The organism is Pseudomonas sp. LS-2 (genome assembly GCF_003605735.1).
In the GTDB taxonomy this organism is placed as follows: Bacteria; Pseudomonadota; Gammaproteobacteria; order Pseudomonadales; family Pseudomonadaceae; genus Aquipseudomonas.
The window spans coordinates 171,620-191,252 of record NZ_QXTJ01000031.1 but is presented as its reverse complement, the minus strand read 5'-3'; the positions used below and the strand labels follow the sequence as shown (position 1 = coordinate 191,252).

Here is a 19,633-nt window from a genome sequence, read left to right as displayed (position 1 = left end):
GCTCCCACGGCCTCCGGCCAGAATCAAAAGCAGGCTGTGCTGGACAGTAGGGTTCTGGTCAGACTTAAAAGACAGGCTGTGCTGGATCAGCAGGGTTCCGGTCAGAATCAAAAGACAGGCTGTGCTGAAACACCTGGCCTCCGGCCAGAATCAAAAGACAGGCAGTGCTGAATCACCTGGCCTCCGATCAGACTCAAAAGCACGCAGTGCTGAATCACCTGACCTCCAGTCAGAAATCAAAAGACAGGCTGTGCCGGATCAGCAGGCCTACGGTCCGAATCGACCCCTCTCACTAAAGCTGTACAAACCCGACGAGCTGTACAAGATTTGTGTAGCTTTTTGATATCACGTTTGTGATGATCTCTGCACTGCAAACGGAAACCGCAGCTGAGCATTGACCTGTGCTCCAAAGGCCACGGAACGGAATCCCTGTCGTTCCACTTGCCTGAGCCGCCATCATGTTTTTCGACTCGTCCAAGAACAAAGTCATCCAGGACCTGCAACTGACCGTCGCCCATCAGGCCAGTCTGCTGGAAGCCATCAACCGTGCGATGGCCAGCATCGAGTTTGACCTCAATGGCATCGTGCTCAGCGCCAACGACAACTTCTTCAAGACCATGCGCTATCGCTCCGAGCAGGTGATCGGCAAGGAACACCGCATGTTCTGCACTCCCGAACATGCACGCAGCAATGAGTACGCTCAGCTGTGGTCGCGCCTGCGCAATGGCGAGTTCGTCTCACAAACCTTTCAGCGCGTGGCAGGCGATGGCACTACCGTGTGGCTGGAAGCGAGCTACAACCCGATTCGGGACGCCAACGGCAACGTGGTGAAAGTGGTCAAATACGCGATGGACGTCACCGAAAAGCTTCGCGAAGAGAACGAAGCGCGCAACAAGCTGCAGGCCATCGATCGCGCGATGGCGGTGATCGAGTTCGATCTGGATGGGCGCATCATCGCCGCCAACGATAATCTGTTGCGCCTGATGGGTTACGGCCGTCAGGAACTGCTCGGCAAGAACCACAGATTGCTCTGCCCCGCCGAACTGGCGAGCGGCAGCGAGTATCAGGATTTCTGGCGACGTCTGAACAAGGGCGAGTTTTTCAGCGGCCAGTTCAAGCGCGTTGGCAAGCATGGCCAGACGCTCTGGCTGGAGGCGTCCTACAACCCGGTCTACGACGCCAGCGGCAAGCTGTGCAAAGTGGTGAAGTTCGCCTCTGACGTCACCGCGCGCATCGAGAAACACGAGCAGGATTCCCACAGTGCCGCCCAGGCCTATCACATCTCGGTGCAGACTCAGAAAGTCGCCGAGCAAGGCACTCAGGTGATCCAGCAGGCGGCGAGCGAAATGCGACAGATCTCACGAAACATCGATGATTCTTCGCGGATCATCGGCCAACTGGGCGAACGCTCCGAACAGATCACGGCCATCGTCAACACCATTCACAGCATCGCCGATCAGACCAACCTGCTGGCGCTCAACGCCGCCATCGAAGCTGCGCGTGCCGGGGATCAGGGGCGGGGGTTTGCCGTGGTGGCCGACGAAGTGCGGCAACTGGCCGGACGCACCAGCCGTTCGACCCAGGAAATCTCCGAGATGATCCAGTTGATCCAGAGCGAGACCCGTCAGGCGATCGTCAGCATGGACAACACCCGCAGCAACGCGGCCAAAGGTGTGGACCTGGCTGACCAGGCGGGTTCGGCCATCGTGCAGATCAGCAACGGTACCCATGAGGCTGTGGATGCCGTGCGGATGTTTGCCGGGAAGGATTGAGCATCGAAATTCAGGGCGCCACACACATTTCTTGTAGCAGTCCGGCTTTGCGGCGGTGACATCCTTGAGATCGCCACCGCCGGCAAGCCGTGCTGCTACAGAGGTCGATCCGGCAATCAGTATTCGTCAATCAGCGGTCGATTCGGCAATCAAGATTCGGCAATCAATCAGCCCCACGCGCCTCATTCTTGCTGCGCATCGCCTTGGCGCGGTTCTCGAGAATCAGATACACCATCACCGCCAGCATCAGCGGGATCAGAAAATAGATCACGCGATACCCGATCAGCGCAGCCAGCAACTGGCCTTTGCTGAACTGGTGCTGCATGAGGGTGATGAACACGGTTTCCAGCACCCCGAGCCCGGCCGGAATGTGCGCGATGACCCCGGCGATGCTGCTGATCAGCAGGATTCCCAGCACGGCGGGATAGAACGCCTTTTCCGGCAGCAGGATGAAAATCAGCAGCGCCATCAGCCCCCAGTTCAACGCTCCCAGCAGCGCCTGACGCAGCGCCTGATTGAGCGACGGCAGCACCAGTTTCTGCTTGCGAATCGTCCAGGTGCGTCGTTTGGAGAACCGGCACGCCAGGAAATAGCCGAAGCACACCGCCAGTAGCACGAAGCCGATCAATTGCAGCGTGGTATCACCGATCTTCCAGCCCTCTGGCAAGTCGATGAAGCCACCGGCGAACACGAACCCCGCCAGCAGCATGTAGCCCAGCCAGTTGGTGATCAGACTCAGGCTGAGTATCCGCGTGATAGTCGGCACGTCCAGCCCGAGCCGGGAATACAACCGGTAGCGCAGCGCGATACCCCCGACCCACGAACTGAGGTTGAGGTTGAACGCGTAACAGACGAACGTCACGGGGACGATCTGCGCCACCGACAGCTTGTGCTCGGTGTATCTGCGGGCCAGCACATCGAAGCCGCAATAGGTCAGATAGCTGCCGGCCGCGACCAGAAAGCCCAGCGCAAGCGTGCTCGCCTTGTACGACTCCAGCGCATGGGCGACTTCTTTCCAGTCCAGATTCTTCACCAGCATGAACAACAGCACCGGCACCGCAATGAAGAAAAACAGGGTGAAACCACGCTTGGCCCATTTCAGCCAGGCGCCATGTTTGTTCGACGCCGGCGATTTGTCCTGCGCAGTCGATGCTTGCGATACCCCGCTCATAGTGACTTCTCCTGGTCAGAGGCCAGCCCGCTCTTGAGCGCCTGGGCGTCCGGAATCACATCCGGCGCGCGCAACGGCTTCAGGCGCGGCCCGTGCACCGGAAACAACCCGGCGATGGCGGGGAAGTGGCGCAGAAAGTGAAAACTGAAGAAGATCATCGGCGCTCGCCACCACTGCCCTTTCGCCAGCCCCTTGAGGTTGACCTGCTTGCTGTGTGCGGCCGCCAGCTCTCGCAGGTGCTCATGCAGATGCTGATTGAGCGCGTGATCGCGAATGAACAGGTTGGCTTCCAGGTTCAGCGCCAGGCTCAAGGGGTCCAGATTGCTCGAGCCCACGGTCGACCATTCCTGATCGATCAATGCGACTTTGCCGTGCAGCGCCCGCTGCTTGTATTCGTGAATCACCACGCCTTCGCGCAGTAGCCAGGTGTAGGTCAGACGCGAGCACATGCGCACGAACGGCATGTCCGGCTGGCCTTGCAGAATCAGCGTGACCTTGACACCGCGCCGGGCCGCGTTGCGCAGTTCACGCAGAAAGCGGTAACTGGGAAAAAAGTACGCGTTGGCAATGGTGATGCGCTGGGTGGCGCTGCGCATGGCCAGCAGATACTGCTCCTCGATGTCGGTGGTGTGCAGGCGATTGTCCCGCTCTGCCAGCAGCATCCGCGCGCTACCGGCCTGGCGAGTCACCACTTTGAGCGGCGCAAACGACCCGCGCAGTGCCGGCCCGAGCATGCCCAGCGTGGAGCGATAGATGTCAGCGACGATGGGACCGCGCACCAGCACGGCGTAGTCCTGCTTGGCCGTGATGCCGGTGTCGGACATGTGATCGACGCTGTAGTTGATGCCGCCCATGAAGGCCAGTTCGGCGTCGATCACCACCACCTTGCGGTGCAGACGACGGAAAAGATTGGTGCGCATGCCCATGAATTTCGGGCGTGGATCGAACAACTGAATCTGTACCCCCGCGTCGATCATCTGCGCGACGAATGCGGAACTCAGATCGCTGGTGCCGTAGTCATCCACCGTGATCACCACCCGCACACCGCGGCTGGCGGCTTCGATCACCGCTTGCTGCAAGCCCTCGCCAACGCGGTCCTCGAAGATGATGAAGGTCTCCAGCAAGACCTCACGTCGCGCGGCACGAATGCACTCGAAGACCTTGGTGAAGAAGTCTTCGCCATTGATCAGCAACTCAACCGAGTTGCCGTCCTGCCAGACGCCGCACTGGGAACCATTAGCCTTCATAGCGAAACCTCCACCGCCAGCGGCGCGTGATCGGAAAGGTGCGACCAGGGTCGGTTGGACAATACTTTGGGGGACCGCGTCTTGACGTTGCGCACGTAGATCCGGTCCAGCCGCAAGAGCGGGAAACGCGCCGGAAAGCTTTTCGCGGGGGCGCCGAACGACTCGACGAACACCTCGCGCAGACCGGTCGGGCGCAGCACACCGTCGGCCTTCTGCCGCCAGTCATTGAAGTCCCCGGCAATGATCACCGGCGCTTCCGGAGGCAGACGCGAGACCAGATCCGCCATCAGGGACAACTGCTGCTGGCGGTGGACCTCCTTGAGCCCCAGGTGCACACAGATCGCGTGTACTTCGCCGAAGCCGGGCACCTGTAGCACGCAATGCAACAGCCCACGCTCCTCGGTGCCGAGGATCGAGACGTCGAGGTTCTCGTGACGCACGATCGGGTACTTCGACAGCAAGGCATTGCCGTGATGGCCGTGGGGATAGACCGCGTTGCGGCCATAGGCGAAATCTTTCCACATGCTGTCGGCGAGAAACTCGTACTGCGACATGGTCGGCCAGTCTTTCACCTTCTGCGCATGGTTCTGCTGCTCGCCGTGGACTTCCTGCAGAAACACCACGTCCGCCGACACGCTGCGCACCGCATCGCGCAGCTCGGGCAGGATGAAGCGCCGGTTGAGGAAACCGAAGCCCATGTGCATGTTCATGGTCAGCACATTGAGCGTGACGTCAGTCGAAGCCTTCTGCCGTCGGCCGGCGATGTCTTCGGGGATGAGGGCACTGGTCAAAACTTCACTCCTTGCAGATCGCCCGGGGCGACTTCCAGATCGTCGGCCAGCCCGAAGCGCTCAAGCAATTTGCGAGCGTCGTAGGGCGCGCGGACTTTGATGTCGTTGTCGAAGTAGCAGTAGACGTCCCGCGACTTGCGCGGGCGAACGGCCTTGGCATCGGTGACGTGTGCGTCGTCGGGCTGACTGCCGTGGCTCCAGCGCTCGATGCGATCACCCCAGCGCTTGATGGCCTTGGGCGTGTAACCGCTGGCGTAGAGTTGTTTGTCACCATGCAGGCGCAGGTAAACGAAGTTGCTCGTCAGGTCTTCCATGTACGGCCACTTGCCGGCCGTGTCAGCGACCACCAACGCCACGTTGTAGGTGCGCAGCAGGTCGATGAATTCGGCAACGGCGAAGCTTTCGTGACGGATCTCGACTGCGTGCCGAAGACGAGCCTTGGCAGGTATGTCCAGATAACCGGGCTTTTCCATCCGCGCCGCGCACTGTTTGGCGCAGGCCTTGGCGGACGTGCCGTCAAAGGGCAAGAGCTTCAGGAAGGCCTCGAACTTCTCGGCATCGAATTTGAAGTTGGGCGGGAACTGCCAAAGAATCGGGCCAAGCTTCTCCCTGAGTTTGAAAATGCCCGAGGCGAAAAAGTTGGCCAGGGCTTCACCCACGTCATTCAAGCGCCGGACGTGAGTGATGTAGCGCGGCCCCTTGAGACTGAAGACGAACCCCTTGGGTGTATCGGCGTACCAGCGGGCATACAGGTCCGGCGACTGCAGAGAGTAGAACGAGCCATTGATCTCAATGCTGTTCACCGCTCTGGAGGCGAATTTAAGCTCGTTTTTCTGGGCCAGACCTTCCGGGTAGAAATCCCCACGCCACGGCACATAGCGCCAGCCCGAGATGCCGATACGGATATCGCTCATGCGTGTGCTCTCTGTGCATTTCGTCGCGACCGGTGCCGCGACAGCCTTGAACAAGAGATATGAAGCTTGAGACCGGAGCAGGTTCCATGGTTTTTACGGGCAGAGGGTCAGACCCGTATTTATGGGGGTCGGGGCGCCTGTCAGGCTGAAGCAGTGACCGCCCGCTGATCAATCAAGGATGGCCAGTCTCTATTAAACATGCCCCACCGCACGTCTGGCCTTTTCCTTGGCGCCACACACATTCATCTGGCACCAGCGCCGCCGCCCGTTTTTCGATGTGTCGATAAACAGCCAATCGCAATCAGGCGTAGCACAGGCCTTCAATCGAGAGAGATCGGGCGACGTCAGCAGCCCTGCCGCCTGAACCGCCAGACGCCCCTTGAAACCGGCCGTCATATCATCCAGCGTCTCACACGCCCGCCAGCGCCAAATAACGCCCGCCGACGTCGGCACCAACAGCCGCTGCCCCGCGGTCTCCGCCAACACCGCGTTCAGTTCATCCAGGCCGACCTGATCAACCCTGTCATTCAACGCAATCGGCAGAAACAAGCCATAGAGCGCCTCACGAAATCCGATCAACTGCTTGAACGCCGTCAATGAATGCCACGAAGACCTGCGCACCAGCTCAACCAGCCGCTCGTGTTCCACGGGCTCGATCAGCCCGGCGTGCCGGAACCAATGCACGATCTCTTCAAGGTTCGACAGTTTGTCCACGACCTCCTGCAACGCGGTTCCGGGACGCCGGCCGTCGCAGGTATTCAGGTAATCGAGCACGCTCATCCCGCCGACCAGTCGGATGGAGTTGATTTTCAATTGTCCGATGGACATCGCCCGTCCTCAGCATTGACTGAAGACTCAATAATGGCAGAGCGGCGCCATTTCGCGTGACTTTCGGACAGCCGTGCGCGCTCGTTGCACAACGATGCCTCAAACCACCCTCAAGGCTCGCTAAACCGTTGCAACCAGTCATCGATCAGCCTGACAGCCGCTGCCACACCGATCTGATCGCTGCGAATGTGCACTTCGGGAAAGACAGGCGTTTCATATCGCGAATCGATCCCGGTGAAGCCTTTGATCTCGCCGCGCCGGGCACGACGATACAACCCCTTGGGATCCCTGGACTCGGCCACCTGCAGCGGTGCATCGACGAACACCTCGACGAAGCGCTCGGGGCCGATGATCGAGCGGGCCAGATGGCGGCCGGCGCGGCTCGGTGAGATCAGCGCCACCATGACGGTCAGCCCGGCGTCGGCCATCAGGGAGGCGACCTCAGCCACGCGCCGCACGTTTTCGTCCCGGTCGGGGTCGGTGAACCCCAGGTCACGGCAAAGACCGGTTCGCAGGGAATCGCCGTCTAGAATGCAGGTCTTCAGGCCACGATCGCGCAACACCGGGTTAAGACTGTCGACGATGGTCGATTTGCCTGCCCCGGACAATCCGGTAAGCCAGATCACACGAGCAACTGCCTGGCCCTCGGGCTCGCCGCCACGGCTGAAGTCATACGTGAACAGATTCCTGGAAGCTTGGGTAGGGTGGTGACTGTCCATGGAAAAACCCTTTTCTCGAGTCCCTCAGGCGCGGGCCTGATGAATGATGAAATCGGCCCGCAGCGGGTCGTAGACGTGGCGGAAGTCGCCAAATCGCTTCAGTTCCCCAAACCCGGAGAGGAACATTTCGGTTCGCAGTCGTTCAGGAAGGATGGGAAACACGCGCAGCCGATAGGTCACGCCCTCTGCGAAGGTGTAGACGAACTCACACAGCGATTCATGCAGCTCCCCCACCGTGACCCTGGCTGTTTTCCCACAGTAGTAATAGCGTCCGGACGATGAGAAATGCCCTTCCAGGATCGCGTGAAAGTTGCGCTGATCGATTAGCAGCACCCCGCCCGGCCTGAGCAGGCTGCGAAATCGCTTGAGCACGTCGATGCGATCCTGACTGTCGAAGACATGGCACAGCGAACTGCCCAGACACAGCACTGCGTCGAAAGTCCCTAACTGAGCGCGCTCCAGGTCACGCCAGTCCCGACAGACGAGCGGAATGCGCAGCCCTCTGCTGTTGAAGTTGGCCTTCGCGCGCTCCACCATGGTTCGACTGCCATCGCACGCGGTGACGTCGAAACCGGCCTTGTGCAGCTGTACCGCATGAAAGCCGCTGCCGGTGGAAGCATCGAGTATCCGACAGGCCCCTGCCTTGAGCAGCAGATCGGAGAAAAACGTCCCCTCACCCGCGGCCCGCTTGTCCCAGTCGATAAGCTCATCCCAGCGGCTGACGAAGTCGTCGTTGTACTGACGCGAATAGTCCCGATCGGCACGTTCACGCGAATCGAGGGGTAAAGACGGGCTGCCTGGCAACATGTTGGCTGACTCCCTGTTGGCGAATGTGAGCGGCGAAGGCCTGGTATTTGCGCCCCAACTCGTCGGCGACGCTTGCGGCGTCCTGAACCTTCAGTTCAGGTGTGAAGAAGCCCAGCAACTCCTCCATGACGCTCATCTGCTGTCGGCCAAACGTCACCGTGCCGTCGGCCATGATCGTCTCGATGCCATCCTGACGCTGCCCGGCCTCGTTCAGCTGGATCGCATCCTCGCGCCTGACGCCGTACGGCAACCCCAGCAGCACCCGCCCCCCACCGACTTTGACCGGATAACCACCGGGTAAACCATGGGGGCCCGGCGCGTGGGCCTCGACCTCGTTCTCGGCGTACAGGTTTTCCAGGACACGCACCGCAGACATGGCGGTGAGGTACTGGCCGTCCACACCGCCGAGCCGAGCGAAGTCCCTGGCCACACTGGTGAAGATGGTCTCGGCGCTGAAGTCTTCGCTGCGTTCCCTGCCGTCGATCCAGTACGTCAGGTTGAAATGCGCCTTGGGCGGCAGGCCACTGCGAGGGACGTAGTGACTGAAAAAATGCTGGCCGATCAATTTCACGCGCACCCGAAGCGGATCGCAGCCTGCCAGCCGTGCAATGGCACAGCGCGTGGCGGGAATCAGGTTGGCGACGTTACCGACGCCGACATCCGGCGCCATCCCGACCTTGAACAGGACTGCGTTGACCGCATCGGGAAAAGCGGCGTTGACCACTAACGCTTTGGGGCAGGATTGTTTGACCGCGCGCATTAGCGCATAGGCCGGTGCCAGGTGCATCGGCAGCCAGGGGCCCAGTTGCGCCTGATCAAGCGCATCGAACGCCGCTTTGGGCAGTTCGGTAATGCGGCGCCAGGATTGCAGCGAGGCGCAGTTGAGAATGACGTCCGGCCTGATCCGGGTCAGTGTGTGGGCGTTGCGCTCGATGTCCGACTCGCTCAAGTTCATTTCCCACGCCTGAATCCGTGCAGGAATATCCCCCTGCATAGCGCCGAGCCGCACCAGATTGCACAGCTTGGTCGCTTGCTCGAGATTGCGACTGGCGACGTGAAATTCGAACTGATTGCGCGGAGCAAGCGTTTGCAGGATCTGCAGGCACAGATTGCCGCCGCCAATGATAAGTAGCTTCTTGCGTTGCATGGTGCTCTCTCCCTGAAGTGCCTCGCCTCGCTATCAGCGGGGATAGGCACCGTTGTCCACGGCGATGACTTTTCCGGTGAGATTGCGGCTCTGATCGGACAGCAGGAACATGATCACATCGGCCACACCCTCAGGATGAATGGGGTCCTTGAGGACTTCCTGTCGCTCGTACTCCTTTCTCCGATGCTCGGGTATCCGGTCATGAATGGAGGTTTCCCGGATTAACGCCGGGGAGACCGCATTGACGCGCACGTGAGGTGCAAAATTCCAGGCATTGGCTTTGGTCAGGCCGATGACTCCCGCCTTGGTAGCGCCGTAAAGCGCATCCATGCTGCCGACCTCCCCGGCAACCGACGTGATGTTGACGATGCTGCGCACACTCGAGTCATGAGCGCCTTGCGAGCGATCCTGCTCGCGCATGGCGAAGTCTTTGGACAGGTAGATCAGTGACTTCAGATTGACTGCCCACATTTCCTCCATCTCTTCGTCGCTGTATTCATAAACGCTCTTGCCGTGGTACAGGCCGGCGTTGTTGACCAGACCGTGAAGCGTTCGGTGATGATGACGGTCGTAAAGTCCGCTGATGAACGAGCGGTAAACCTGAGGTTGCGAAAAATCGGCAAGGTGAGTTTCCAGGCGAAGCAACGACAGATTCTTTTGCAGCGCCTGTAACCCGCACCGATCCTTGTCGGCGGCAACCACGTAATAACCGGCTTCTACACAGGCGATCGCAGTGGCCCTGCCGATGCCGTTCGCCGCGCCGGTGATGACCACTTTTTTCATGCATGCACCTGCTGCGCGAATTGATTCATGCGCTCGTAATAAGGTCGATGGGCCTGGTAGTACGCCAGAAGCCGGGGATCGCCGGTCAGCGCGCCTTCATCGAAAGTCTCGACGGGTGCGACGATGCAGGTGCTGCGCTCGGCCTCTTTGTGCCAGCTGCGCCAGGCCTTCCATTGCGGCGGGCAGGACGGCTCCCAGTTGAGGGCGTGGGGCAGGAACTCCAGTTGCAGGTAATCGCAGAGCCTGCGTACCGTCTCTTCCGGACGAGTGGCCAGGTCTTCAGCGTTGATCACATACGGAATCCTGCCGGTGAGTTTCGTCAGCGTGCAGAAGACTTCATACAGCGCCTTGTGCCCGATGGCCTGCACCGGCATCTGCGCGAACATCGCGAAATGCGAAACGATGGCGCGCCCCGGTTCACGGATGATGAAGACGTTCTGCTGTTCGAGCAGAAACTCCGGGTCGGCCTTCAATTGATCCAGGCAGTGGTAGCACATGTCCTTATGAAACACGTGCCGAGTCTGGCGCGTGGTGCGCAACAGCGACTTGATCGCGTCGTAATCGCGTGGCAGCCCGCAGTCCAGATCGTCATGAGGAATGGCGGAATGCTCATCGAACGCCACGTGCGCGAACGGTTCGTGAAAGACTTCGAAATCCCCCCGCTCGATGAACACCCGCTCCAGCGCTGTCGAGCGCGAACGAGGATGGGCCCAAAGGGCGATCATGCGATTCATGATGCGCACTCCAACGACTGATCATGGGTTGTCCGAATCGGCAGTTTTTGCTGACCTGCGCCCGCAGCCTGGACAAAGTCGAGCAAACGCTGCTGGCCTTCGCGTGCATCACGGCCGGCAGTGATGAATGCCGGGTAGCGTGCAAACTCTCGGGGCGCCAGACCCCCTTCGAAATACGCCTGGCGCCAGTAATCGATAGACATCAGCCGGTGCATCACGCCTTCTGGTACTTGCACCCCTCGGGTGGCAGGCACGATCGGGCGAAGTTGCCGTTGGCGCCGGGCAAGAAACTCGATGATGTGCGGGGTCATGGTGTACAGCGTCGTGTCGGCTCCGGTGCGCTGCAAGTGCCAGCAATGTTCGCGACCGCGACTGTCGGTATCGACCTTCAGACTGCACAGCAGAAGCCGCGCCGGAGTACGCCAGCGCCGACGCAGCGCCTGAATCGCCTGGTACACCGCCAGTTCGGCCCAGCGCCGGTCGGGATTCGTCAGCCTTCCCCTGATTTCATCTTCCGCACCCAGCCGACCGATCATGAAGCTGACGACGTACCGCGCATGCTCGGTGCTTACGCCCTGACGCTGTGCGTGAAGACGGCCGTCATGGATGGCCTTGAAAAACGCGGCCGCCTGCGAAACGCTGAAACAGAAGGTGTTGTTGATCGAGTAGCCCTGCGCGACCAGCCGCTCGATGGCGCGATAGCCCTCCTCGCTCCCTGGCACCTTGATCATGATGTTCGGCGCCAACTGCGCCAACTGGCGACCGCGCTCGACCAACGCGTCCTCATCCATGCTGTCGCCCCCTTCGATCTGCGCAGACAACCAGCCGTGACGCTGTCGGGATGATGCATGCAGGGGAAGTAGACGCCGGGCACCCTCGATGATAACCCGGTCATAGATCCGGGCTGCCTTCTCTGAGCTGGACAGCGCAGTGCAAAGAGAGGCGGCCCGGGCATGCCATTTGTCTGGGTTTGCCAGAACTGCCTGGGTAATCAGGATCGGATTGGTGGTTGCTCCGCTGATGCCCGTGTCACTGTTCGAAAAGCCGTTTGGTAATAACTCCCGAATCTGCGGATATATGTCTGAATATTTCAGCTTCATACTTTCTTCGAAAGCCGCATATAACGAGGGGGAGGAATCCCACCATATTTCCGAGTCTGGACTGTGCTGTTTCAACAGGCGAGCGAATCCGCGGACGGCCATGAGAAGAGTCCTGTGTTTATATCCGTAGTTAAAATGCGGTTCGAGTGAGGCCAGGCGAAATGCCAGTCTGTTCAGACTGATGGTCAGCAACGCTGGAACGGTTCGAAGGTAACGATGGATCCAATTGGATTACCTGTCAAATCCGTTTCACCGGATTTTTAATCACGAATAATTCTAAATGACAAACTATTTATAATAGTCTTCATAATTTACCTCATCCCAAAACAACACCCTCGTTTGAATAAACTCAAACGAGGGCCTCAAGAACCTCAGCAAGACAACCTTCAACATTTACGAACACACATACGCCGCACCCTAAATATCAAGTTCCGTCATTCGCTGTCTGAACTTCAACTGTTCAGCGGTAACTGCGGGCGTTATGGGTATCGGGTGTTTGAGATTTGCAACATCGACGGTAATTGCTCCTCTTCTTGACAATAATTACCGCCACGCCTGGACAAACACCCCGGCAGATGTCGTCCCTGTCGGAGGTGTGAATCAACTCCTGGCTCTGGCTCTGGCTTCGTCGAGGAGTTCCCGGATTACCTGTTCCTGGGTGTCGTAGCTGCCCTCGCCGAAGTGGGTGTAACGGATCTGGCCCTGCGCGTCGATCAGGTAGTGCGCAGGCCAGTACTGATTGCCGAAGGCGCGCCAGATCGCATAGTCGTTGTCGATCGCGATCGGATAGTTCAGCCCCAGTTTCTCGACGTTCTTGCGCACATTGTCGACGACCCGTTCATAGGGGTATTCGGGGGTGTGCACACCGATCACCACCAACCCGTCTTTCTCGTACTTCTTCGCCCACGCATTCACATAGGGAATGCTGCGTTGGCAGTTGATGCAGTCGAATGTCCAGAAGTCCACCAGCACCACCTTGCCTTTCAACGATTCCTTGGTCAGCGCTGGTGAATTCAGCCACTGGACCGCGCCGGACAGCGAAGGCATCTCGCCCTTGTCGCTCACATCAGTCGCCGTCGCGGCCTTTACGCTGTCGACCAGATAATCGACCACCTTGGGCACCCCGGTCAGCAATTGCTGCTCCACCGCTGCCGCGCCTTGGGACGAAGTACCCGCCAGCAGTTGGCTCTGTGATCCGCTGGCGATCACCACCGCCACCAGCAAGGCGGCACATCCCGCGCCCCGCCGTAGCCACGCTGTCACCGGCAACGAGAGTTTCAGGCGCGACAACACACCACGACTGGCGAAGATCAGCACCCCCAGCGACACCGCACTGCCCAGCCCGTACGCCAGCAGCAACAGGCTGGTTTGCGCACTCGGGCCCTGCAGCATGGCGCCGGTCAGAATGATCCCCAGAATCGGCCCCGCGCAGGGCGCCCACAGCAAGCCGGTGGCGACGCCGATCAGCAACGAAGCTAAGGGCCCGGATAACCGACGCGTAGCAGGGTCAAGACGATTGCCAAGCGTCACCCATGGCCACATCAACCAGCCGCCGACTTTCGCCGACAACAGCGACAGTGCGAAGAGCACCAACACCACCAGTGCGACCTGACGACCGATGCCATTGGCGGTCACCACCCAGTCGCTGCTGACCACGGCCAGGCTCGACACCAACGCGAACGTCAGCGTCAGACCGAGCAGCGTCAACAGCACCGAGGCCGCCGAGCGGTCGGCGCGGGCAAACAGAAAAGGCACGACGGGGAGGATGCATGGGCTGAGAATCGTGACGATCCCACCCAGAAAAGCGATCAGCAACATAGCGATTACCTGCAGTCGGAAAGGGGGCGGCAGCGCGTGCGCCGCCCTCCCCCTGAAAACCATGCTCGAGGGCGGGGTGACTCAGTTGTCGTGGCAACCGCCGGAGAAGCTCTGGTAGTTGAGCACGCGGGTCTGATCCATCGAGTCCAGGTAGGTCAGCTGCGAGGTCACCACGCCACAGGCCGGGGTGGTGCCCTCTTTGGAGGCGATCACTTTCTTGATGTCCAGGTGAGTGCCATACCGGTAGGTTTCAGGCTGGCTCATGTCCCGCGCTTGCGCAGACAGGGCGCCAAGACTCAGGGCGGCAAACAGGGTGGCGATTGAGAGGTTTTTCCAGTTCATGGCGATCTCCGTGACATTCAGTCGTTGTTCAAGGGCTGCCGGGACGTTGTGTCTCGATGGAGCCTATTGAACGATCCGGAGGTATCTCGGATGTGTCGGCGAAGCGGCCAATGGCATCTGCAAGTGTCCACGAGGCAACTGGATACAGAGCGATACAAAGCCGCCGCCCCTGTCGGCTCTGGAACGGAATTCAGAGCGCTCGGAACGCTGCTGGAACCGGCTGGCTTCTGAGGTGAGCGCATACCTTGTCATGATCGTTCCCACGCTCCAGCGTGGAGTGCCTTGCAGGACGCTCCGCGTCCCGTTGACGCGGAGCGTCAATCGCAGCGTTGCCACGCCGAGCGTTGGAACGATCATCGCGCCACGACGCAAACCCTGTAGCCGCCCGGCCGGACTGTCAGGAGGTCAGTCTGCGCATCAATGTTGTTGCTCTACCGACCCATCCACCGGATCGGGCGGGATCGGTCCGTCCTGGCTGGTGTCGATGCTGACCACCACTGACATCCCCGGCCGCAAGCGTTCGATTTCGTCCTGGTCGTTGTCCACGGTGATGCGCACCGGGATGCGCTGGGCGATCTTGACGAAGTTGCCGGTGGCGTTGTCGGCGGGCAGCAGACTGAATTCCGAGCCCGCCGCCGGGGAGATACGCTGCACCCGGCCTCGCATCTTGCGGTGCTCCAGCGCGTCGACGGTGAAGGTCACAGGTTGGCCCAGACGCACGTTGGCCATCTGGGTTTCCTTCATGTTGGCGATGATCCAGCGCGGGTGCGGCACCAGGCCCATCAGTTGCGCGCCCGAATTGACGTAGGCCCCCAGGCGCGTGCCGATCTGCCCCAACTGTCCGTCACGGGGTGCAGTGATGCGGGTATTGCTCAGGTCAATGCGCGCCAGCTCAATGGCCGCTTCGGCGTTTTTCACCGAGGCCTCCAGCGAGCCACGATTGACAATCACGGTCTGCAAATCCTGGCGTGCGATTTCCAGCGTCGCTTTCGCTTCGGCCAGCGCAGCACGGGCTTGCGCATCGGCGGCGCGGGTGACGTCAAGCTCGCTCTTGGACACCGAGCCGTCAGTCACCAACGCACTGCTGCGGCGCAAGTCGGCGGCGGCTTTCTGGCTTTGGGCCTGGGCGCTGGCCACCGTGGCCTGACGCTGCGCAATGGTCGCCTCGGCGCTGCGCCGCTGCTGCAGATTGTTGTCCAGCGCGGCCTTTTGAATACCCAGTTGCGCCAGCCCCTGATCCAGATGCTGCTGGTAGATCCGATCATCGATCCGTACCAGCAGATCTCCGGCTTTGACCCACTGAAAATCCTGCACCGGCACTTCATAGACATAGCCGCTCAATTGCGGCGAGATGATCGTGGTCTGCCCTCTGACGAGCGCGTTCTCGGTGCTTTCTATCGGACTGCTGAACGGCGGCAGTTGCCAGGCGTAGAGCACGATCAGCACCCCCGCCAGCGCCACTGCACCGAACACAATGGAGGACACCAGACGAACCCGCGCCGACCGAGGCTGCGTCGTGGCTGGCATGGCTGCCGGCGCAGGCGCAGCGGTCGGTGCGGCTGTCGGTGCGGCCGTCGCCGCAGACGGAGGGACCGGATTGCCGGGGTTGCTATCAGGTGATTTGCCGGTTTCAGTCATGTAGGTTTAGCGCCAGAGAATTGAACAGAGGATGCCGCAGTTGGCGTTGGCGTGAAAGGCGCGACTGGCTCGGTGGTGATCCACAGCCAGGTCGCACGGCTGGTGGTCCAGATCATGGTCAGCACCGCGATCAGCGCAATCAGCATGAACACGTCGTTGTAGGCCAAGGTATTGGCTTCTCGTGTCGCGGCAGTGGCCAGCGTACGAATGCCCTGACCGGTACGCGAGGAAGGGTCGGCAATGGCCGAGATCAGCGACCCGCTGGAGCTTTGCAGACGCGACTGCACCTGGGGATTGAGCAGTGTCAAATGCTCGACGATGTGCGCGGAATGGAATTTCTCCCGCCATACCTGAAACGTCCCCAACAGTGCCGAGCCGATCAGGCTGCCGACGTTCTGGGTGATCCCGAACAGCACCGAAAAACTGACCATATTGCGTGGATTGCTGAGTACACCGCTCATGCCGAGCACAAGCGTCGGCCCGAGGAAAAAGGTGCCGCCGAAGGCCAGCAAGAACTGGCTGAAATACATCTGCGGGGCACGGGTCAGGCTGGTGGAAAAGCTGTCCATGCCCGAACCGATGGCCATTAATGCCAGCGCAATGATCAGCGGTTTGAACAGGTGCTGGGGATTGATGGTCAGGGCGCTGGCGACCAGCCCCGCGACACTGCCCAGGAGCATGAAGAAATACAGCGTATGCAGTTGCTCGCTGCCCTGGTTGAGCCCTTGCAGAAATCCGACTGCGCCAGTGGCCTGCTCCGACAGCACGATGCGCGTCAACAGCACGCCCAGGGCGAACCGCAGCATCCGTCCACTGCCCAGCCAGCGAGTGATCAACAGCGGGCGGGTTCGATTGTGTTCGATGGCAAGGCCGGCGCAGATGGTCGCGATGGAAAACGCCAGCGCGATGCCGATCCAGGGCTCCTCCAGCCACCAGTCGATCCGCCCCAGCGACAGGGCCGCGCACAACGCTGCAAAGCCTGAGGCGAGCAGGGCAAAGGTCAGGAAGTCGAGTTTCTCGAAGGTCTTGAAGCGATCCCCCGGTGGCAGCTTGAGGATCAGTACGCAGCCCAGCGACAACAGGCACATGCCCAGTTCGAACAGATAAAGGCCGCGCCATTCGGCGATCTGTAACAGGTCTTCGGACACCAGCCTTGCCAGCGGCGTCGCCAGTTGCGCGGTGCCAAGCCCGAGTACCAGCGCCTTCGTTCGCCACTTCTGCGGGAACGCCTGAATGGTGTAGTAGAGCCCCAACGAACTGAGCGCCGCACCGACCATGCCATGGGCCGCGCGCACCGCGATGGCCGAATCGATGTCATTGACGAACAGGTGGGCGAAGGTCACCAGCGCGTACAGCACCAGAAACACCTCCGTGAATGCGCGCAGCCCGAATTGCTGCCGGAACTTCACCAGCAGCAGGTTCATCGAGACATTGGTCATCACGAACGCGGCCGGCAGCCAGGCGATTTCAGCTTGAGTTGCGCCCAGCGGGCCCTGGAGGTATTGCAGGTTGGCAACCACCAGTGCGTTACCCAGTCCCCCCGTCAACGCAACGATCACGCCGACGACGAGGAATGCCAGACGTTTGGGGGTGGAATGCAATGGCGTTGAAGGCGACCCCGGTATGCTCGGCCGCTCGTGCGGTGCCCAATCGTGGGGTGTGTACTTGTCGTTCATCGAGCAGACCTGATGGATTCTGTCCTGAGACCTTGACCAGAACGATATTACTCACCGGCCGCTCGTGCGTTTTGACGATTCGGCGCTTTTTATTGTGGGTCGTATTGGTGGTGTATGTGAGGGGAGTTTAGTTGTTGCCGCAAGAAAGCGCAGAGCACGCGTTCAACGCAAGGATCGCGACGCCGCGACGGTCATTGGGTGGTGTGCCAGCCGCGATGAAAAACCCTGTAACCGCCCGGCCAGACGGCTACAGAACCCGAGAAAGGCAACAGCGAGGTCAACCGGGCGCGATCAGCCGATCATGCGCAATCCCGGCTCCTGCTCAAGCTTCACATCCACTGCATGAATGCTCGCTTCGCGATGCTTGAGCATGCCGCCATTGCGGCCGTTGAACACGGCGTTGATCTCGGACAGCATCGACAGCGCGACGCTGTCCGGGGTGTCACCGCCCAGATCCAGTCCGACCGGGTAATGCAGGCAAGCCAGCGCCGGTGACTCGCGCAGTGGTGCTGGCAGTTCATCCAGCAAACGCTCGGTGCGGCTGCGCGGCCCCAATTGGCCGATGTACCGCGGCGCACCCTGGAGCACTTGCCCCAGCCAGTGTCGATCCTGAGTCAGACTGTGGGTCATCACCACCACCGCCGCGTCGGCCACCATCGCGGCCATGTCCGGCATCGTTTCCAGCGGCGCCGCCAGCACCCGATCTGCATCGGGAAAACGCTGGGCCCGGGCAAAGTGCGCGCGGGCGTCGATGACGGTGATGTGCCAGCCCTGCAATCGCGCCATGCTGACCAGCGGCGCCGCATCATGACCGGCGCCGAAAATCACCATACGACGCGGCGCAGGGATGTACTCCAGCAGAACCTCGACCTCTCCACCCGGCCCGTCATAGGTACGCGTGGCGGATCGGCGGGCCTCGAGCACCGCTTGCAGATCGTCTGCCATCGCCTGAGCCAGCCAGCGTTCGCGCACCAGCACCTTCGTCTCAGCGGACGGCGTCAGCGCCACCCGTTCACCAATGGCGGTGTGGCGCTCGCTGGCTGAACCAATGACCGTCGCCAGCGCTGCGGGGCGGCCACTGTTCTTGACGTCGCGCAGCAGATCCCCTACCAGACTGGCGGCCTTGGGGTACACGCGCTCGAACAGAATATGCACCGTCCCGTTGCAGCCAAGGCCGAAACTCAGTTCTGCCTCTTCCAGCTCGTCGTCGTCTTCGCCGGTGCTGTAGGTACGGATCGACGGCTTGCCGCTGGCGGTCAACCACCAGGCCTTTTTGCTGACATCGCTTTCCAGGCAACCACCGCTCACCGTACCGGTGGCGTCGCCCAATTGCGCAATAACCATTCGCGCGCCCGGTCGCCGATAGGCCGAACCCTCGACTTTGACCACAGTGGCAATCACCGCTTCCTGCTGCTCGGCCTGCGCCCGGTCAAGCGCATCCAGCAGACTGGACAGATCGTTCATGCATGTCCCCCGACACCGGCCCGTTCATTTGGCCCGGCCTACTATTGACGTGAAAGGCACCCATGCCTTGGACATTGGTGCCTTTATTGCTGACTGCCCGCTGCGCCTGGGGTTCAGGCTTTCAGCATTCATCGTCCGATGCACGTTTATAATTCCGCTGGTCGGTGGCGTCAAAGAAAATACGGTCATCCGTATTCACGCCTACTACACTGCCCTTCCTTCTTCGGCGCCTGCCCGATGCAGAAGGCTGGCTTGTCGATCTCCCCTGCCCAACAGGATCCATCGCCATGAAAACCCCAGGTCCGGACCATCCCATCACCATTTCCCCGCTCAATGGCCGCGTCACGGTCCAGTTCAAGGGTGAACGCGTCGCGCAGAGCGACAAAGCGCTTGAACTCAAGGAAGCGCAGTACCCGGCAGTCATCTATGTGCCCCGCTCGGATATTTCGATTGAACATTACGTTAGAACCGAACATCGAACCCATTGCCCCTACAAGGGCGATGCCAGCTACTTCAGCCTCACCGCCAACGGCGAGTCGGCCGAAAACGCTGTATGGACCTACGAAGAGGCGTATCCATCGGTCAAGCAAATCGAGGGGCACGTCGCCTTCTATCCGGACAAGGTGACGATCGACGTTCATTGATTCCGAGCCGGACCCGTTCCATCGCTGCATCGTTTGAT

General features: G+C 60.4%; 19 protein-coding genes and 1 pseudogene. 4 read left to right on the top strand and 16 right to left on the bottom strand.

What is annotated here, in order from left to right:
- The 3 genes and pseudogenes from D3M70_RS32360 to D3M70_RS34250 form a co-directional block, all read left to right on the top strand.
- The coding region (locus D3M70_RS32360; RefSeq protein ID WP_218568432.1) for a hypothetical protein at nt 1-343 on the top strand (343 nt) is incomplete at its 5' end.
- A gap of 115 nt (nt 344-458) precedes the next feature.
- Nucleotides 459-1,235: pseudogene (locus D3M70_RS34255) on the top strand (PAS domain-containing protein); the annotation flags it as partial.
- A 51-nt stretch (nt 1,236-1,286) separates the two neighbouring features.
- The gene (locus D3M70_RS34250) at nt 1,287-1,772 is read left to right on the top strand and encodes a methyl-accepting chemotaxis protein (RefSeq protein WP_375232993.1); all 486 of its coding nucleotides are present in this window, start codon (nt 1,287-1,289) and stop codon (nt 1,770-1,772) included.
- A 163-nt stretch (nt 1,773-1,935) separates the two neighbouring features.
- Here D3M70_RS34250 and D3M70_RS18185 read toward each other — a convergent pair whose 3' ends face one another.
- The 16 genes from D3M70_RS18185 to D3M70_RS18110 form a co-directional block, all read right to left on the bottom strand.
- Nucleotides 1,936-2,943 carry a lysylphosphatidylglycerol synthase domain-containing protein gene (locus D3M70_RS18185; RefSeq protein ID WP_120127091.1) on the bottom strand — a complete coding sequence of 336 codons (1,008 nt, stop codon included), beginning with the start codon at nt 2,941-2,943 and terminating at the stop codon, nt 1,936-1,938.
- Nucleotides 2,940-4,190, bottom strand: a complete 1,251-nt coding sequence (gene clsB / locus D3M70_RS18180; RefSeq protein ID WP_120127090.1) for a cardiolipin synthase ClsB — start codon at nt 4,188-4,190, stop codon at nt 2,940-2,942. The genes D3M70_RS18185 and clsB overlap by 4 nt, the downstream gene beginning before the upstream one ends.
- On the bottom strand, nt 4,187-4,981 hold the full coding sequence (locus D3M70_RS18175) for an endonuclease/exonuclease/phosphatase family protein (RefSeq protein WP_375232991.1): 795 nt from the start codon (nt 4,979-4,981) through the stop codon (nt 4,187-4,189). The genes clsB and D3M70_RS18175 overlap by 4 nt, the downstream gene beginning before the upstream one ends.
- Nucleotides 4,978-5,895 (bottom strand): DUF72 domain-containing protein, encoded by a 918-nt coding sequence (locus D3M70_RS18170; RefSeq protein ID WP_120127089.1) that lies wholly within the window; start codon nt 5,893-5,895, stop codon nt 4,978-4,980. The genes D3M70_RS18175 and D3M70_RS18170 overlap by 4 nt, the downstream gene beginning before the upstream one ends.
- 192 nt (nt 5,896-6,087) lie before the next feature.
- Nucleotides 6,088-6,675, bottom strand: a complete 588-nt coding sequence (locus tag D3M70_RS18165) for a CGNR zinc finger domain-containing protein (protein ID WP_165869836.1) — start codon at nt 6,673-6,675, stop codon at nt 6,088-6,090.
- 158 nt (nt 6,676-6,833) lie between these two features.
- A complete protein-coding gene (gene cysC / locus D3M70_RS18160; RefSeq protein ID WP_120127087.1) occupies nt 6,834-7,442 on the bottom strand; it encodes an adenylyl-sulfate kinase in 609 nt (202 codons plus the stop codon).
- Between the two features lie 24 nt (nt 7,443-7,466).
- On the bottom strand, nt 7,467-8,249 hold the full coding sequence (locus D3M70_RS18155) for a bifunctional 2-polyprenyl-6-hydroxyphenol methylase/3-demethylubiquinol 3-O-methyltransferase UbiG (RefSeq protein ID WP_120127086.1): 783 nt from the start codon (nt 8,247-8,249) through the stop codon (nt 7,467-7,469).
- Nucleotides 8,209-9,396: a hypothetical protein gene (locus D3M70_RS18150; RefSeq protein WP_120127085.1), complete on the bottom strand. Its 1,188-nt coding sequence runs from the start codon at nt 9,394-9,396 to the stop codon at nt 8,209-8,211. Before D3M70_RS18150 ends, D3M70_RS18155 begins: the two co-directional genes overlap by 41 nt.
- Before the next feature lie 33 nt (nt 9,397-9,429).
- The gene (locus D3M70_RS18145) at nt 9,430-10,179 is read right to left on the bottom strand and encodes an SDR family NAD(P)-dependent oxidoreductase (protein ID WP_120127084.1); all 750 of its coding nucleotides are present in this window, start codon (nt 10,177-10,179) and stop codon (nt 9,430-9,432) included.
- A complete protein-coding gene (locus tag D3M70_RS18140; RefSeq protein ID WP_120127083.1) occupies nt 10,176-10,913 on the bottom strand; it encodes a sulfotransferase family protein in 738 nt (245 codons plus the stop codon). The genes D3M70_RS18145 and D3M70_RS18140 overlap by 4 nt, the downstream gene beginning before the upstream one ends.
- Nucleotides 10,910-12,013 (bottom strand): transaldolase family protein, encoded by a 1,104-nt coding sequence (locus tag D3M70_RS18135; RefSeq protein ID WP_165869835.1) that lies wholly within the window; start codon nt 12,011-12,013, stop codon nt 10,910-10,912. The genes D3M70_RS18140 and D3M70_RS18135 overlap by 4 nt, the downstream gene beginning before the upstream one ends.
- 600 nt (nt 12,014-12,613) lie before the next feature.
- Nucleotides 12,614-13,831, bottom strand: a complete 1,218-nt coding sequence (locus D3M70_RS18130) for a cytochrome c biogenesis protein DipZ (protein WP_120127081.1) — start codon at nt 13,829-13,831, stop codon at nt 12,614-12,616.
- Nucleotides 13,832-13,912: 81 nt separating this feature from the next.
- A complete protein-coding gene (locus D3M70_RS18125) occupies nt 13,913-14,173 on the bottom strand; it encodes a DUF2790 domain-containing protein (protein ID WP_120127080.1) in 261 nt (86 codons plus the stop codon).
- Between the two features lie 417 nt (nt 14,174-14,590).
- Nucleotides 14,591-15,811: an HlyD family secretion protein gene (locus tag D3M70_RS18120; RefSeq protein ID WP_120127079.1), complete on the bottom strand. Its 1,221-nt coding sequence runs from the start codon at nt 15,809-15,811 to the stop codon at nt 14,591-14,593.
- On the bottom strand, nt 15,808-17,487 hold the full coding sequence (locus D3M70_RS18115; protein ID WP_120127078.1) for an MFS transporter: 1,680 nt from the start codon (nt 17,485-17,487) through the stop codon (nt 15,808-15,810). Before D3M70_RS18115 ends, D3M70_RS18120 begins: the two co-directional genes overlap by 4 nt.
- A gap of 291 nt (nt 17,488-17,778) precedes the next feature.
- Complete coding sequence (locus D3M70_RS18110) at nt 17,779-18,951, bottom strand: XdhC family protein (RefSeq protein ID WP_120127077.1); 1,173 nt, start codon at nt 18,949-18,951, stop codon at nt 17,779-17,781.
- A gap of 287 nt (nt 18,952-19,238) precedes the next feature.
- Here D3M70_RS18110 and D3M70_RS18105 point away from each other — a divergent pair, with 287 nt between their 5' ends.
- Complete coding sequence (locus tag D3M70_RS18105) at nt 19,239-19,595, top strand: DUF427 domain-containing protein (RefSeq protein ID WP_120127076.1); 357 nt, start codon at nt 19,239-19,241, stop codon at nt 19,593-19,595.
- Nucleotides 19,596-19,633: the final 38 nt, after the last annotated feature.

Bases quoted from the DNA above. Each gene is read 5' to 3' on its own strand.
- D3M70_RS18150 (WP_120127085.1), bottom strand. From the start codon at position 9,396: ATGCAACGCAAGAAGCTACTTATCATTGGCGGCGGCAATCTGTGCCTG.
- D3M70_RS18140 (WP_120127083.1), bottom strand. From the start codon at position 10,913: ATGAATCGCATGATCGCCCTTTGGGCCCATCCTCGTTCGCGCTCGACA.
- D3M70_RS18165 (WP_165869836.1), bottom strand. From the start codon at position 6,675: ATGAGCGTGCTCGATTACCTGAATACCTGCGACGGCCGGCGTCCCGGA.
- cysC (WP_120127087.1), bottom strand. From the start codon at position 7,442: ATGGACAGTCACCACCCTACCCAAGCTTCCAGGAATCTGTTCACGTAT.
- D3M70_RS18170 (WP_120127089.1), bottom strand. From the start codon at position 5,895: ATGAGCGATATCCGTATCGGCATCTCGGGCTGGCGCTATGTGCCGTGG.
- clsB (WP_120127090.1), bottom strand. From the start codon at position 4,190: ATGAAGGCTAATGGTTCCCAGTGCGGCGTCTGGCAGGACGGCAACTCG.
- D3M70_RS18105 (WP_120127076.1), top strand. From the start codon at position 19,239: ATGAAAACCCCAGGTCCGGACCATCCCATCACCATTTCCCCGCTCAAT.
- D3M70_RS18120 (WP_120127079.1), bottom strand. From the start codon at position 15,811: ATGACTGAAACCGGCAAATCACCTGATAGCAACCCCGGCAATCCGGTC.
- D3M70_RS18125 (WP_120127080.1), bottom strand. From the start codon at position 14,173: ATGAACTGGAAAAACCTCTCAATCGCCACCCTGTTTGCCGCCCTGAGT.
- D3M70_RS18155 (WP_120127086.1), bottom strand. From the start codon at position 8,249: ATGTTGCCAGGCAGCCCGTCTTTACCCCTCGATTCGCGTGAACGTGCC.
- D3M70_RS18135 (WP_165869835.1), bottom strand. From the start codon at position 12,013: ATGAAGCTGAAATATTCAGACATATATCCGCAGATTCGGGAGTTATTA.
- D3M70_RS18130 (WP_120127081.1), bottom strand. From the start codon at position 13,831: ATGTTGCTGATCGCTTTTCTGGGTGGGATCGTCACGATTCTCAGCCCA.
- D3M70_RS18145 (WP_120127084.1), bottom strand. From the start codon at position 10,179: ATGAAAAAAGTGGTCATCACCGGCGCGGCGAACGGCATCGGCAGGGCC.
- D3M70_RS18185 (WP_120127091.1), bottom strand. From the start codon at position 2,943: ATGAGCGGGGTATCGCAAGCATCGACTGCGCAGGACAAATCGCCGGCG.
- D3M70_RS18115 (WP_120127078.1), bottom strand. From the start codon at position 17,487: ATGAACGACAAGTACACACCCCACGATTGGGCACCGCACGAGCGGCCG.
- D3M70_RS18110 (WP_120127077.1), bottom strand. From the start codon at position 18,951: ATGAACGATCTGTCCAGTCTGCTGGATGCGCTTGACCGGGCGCAGGCC.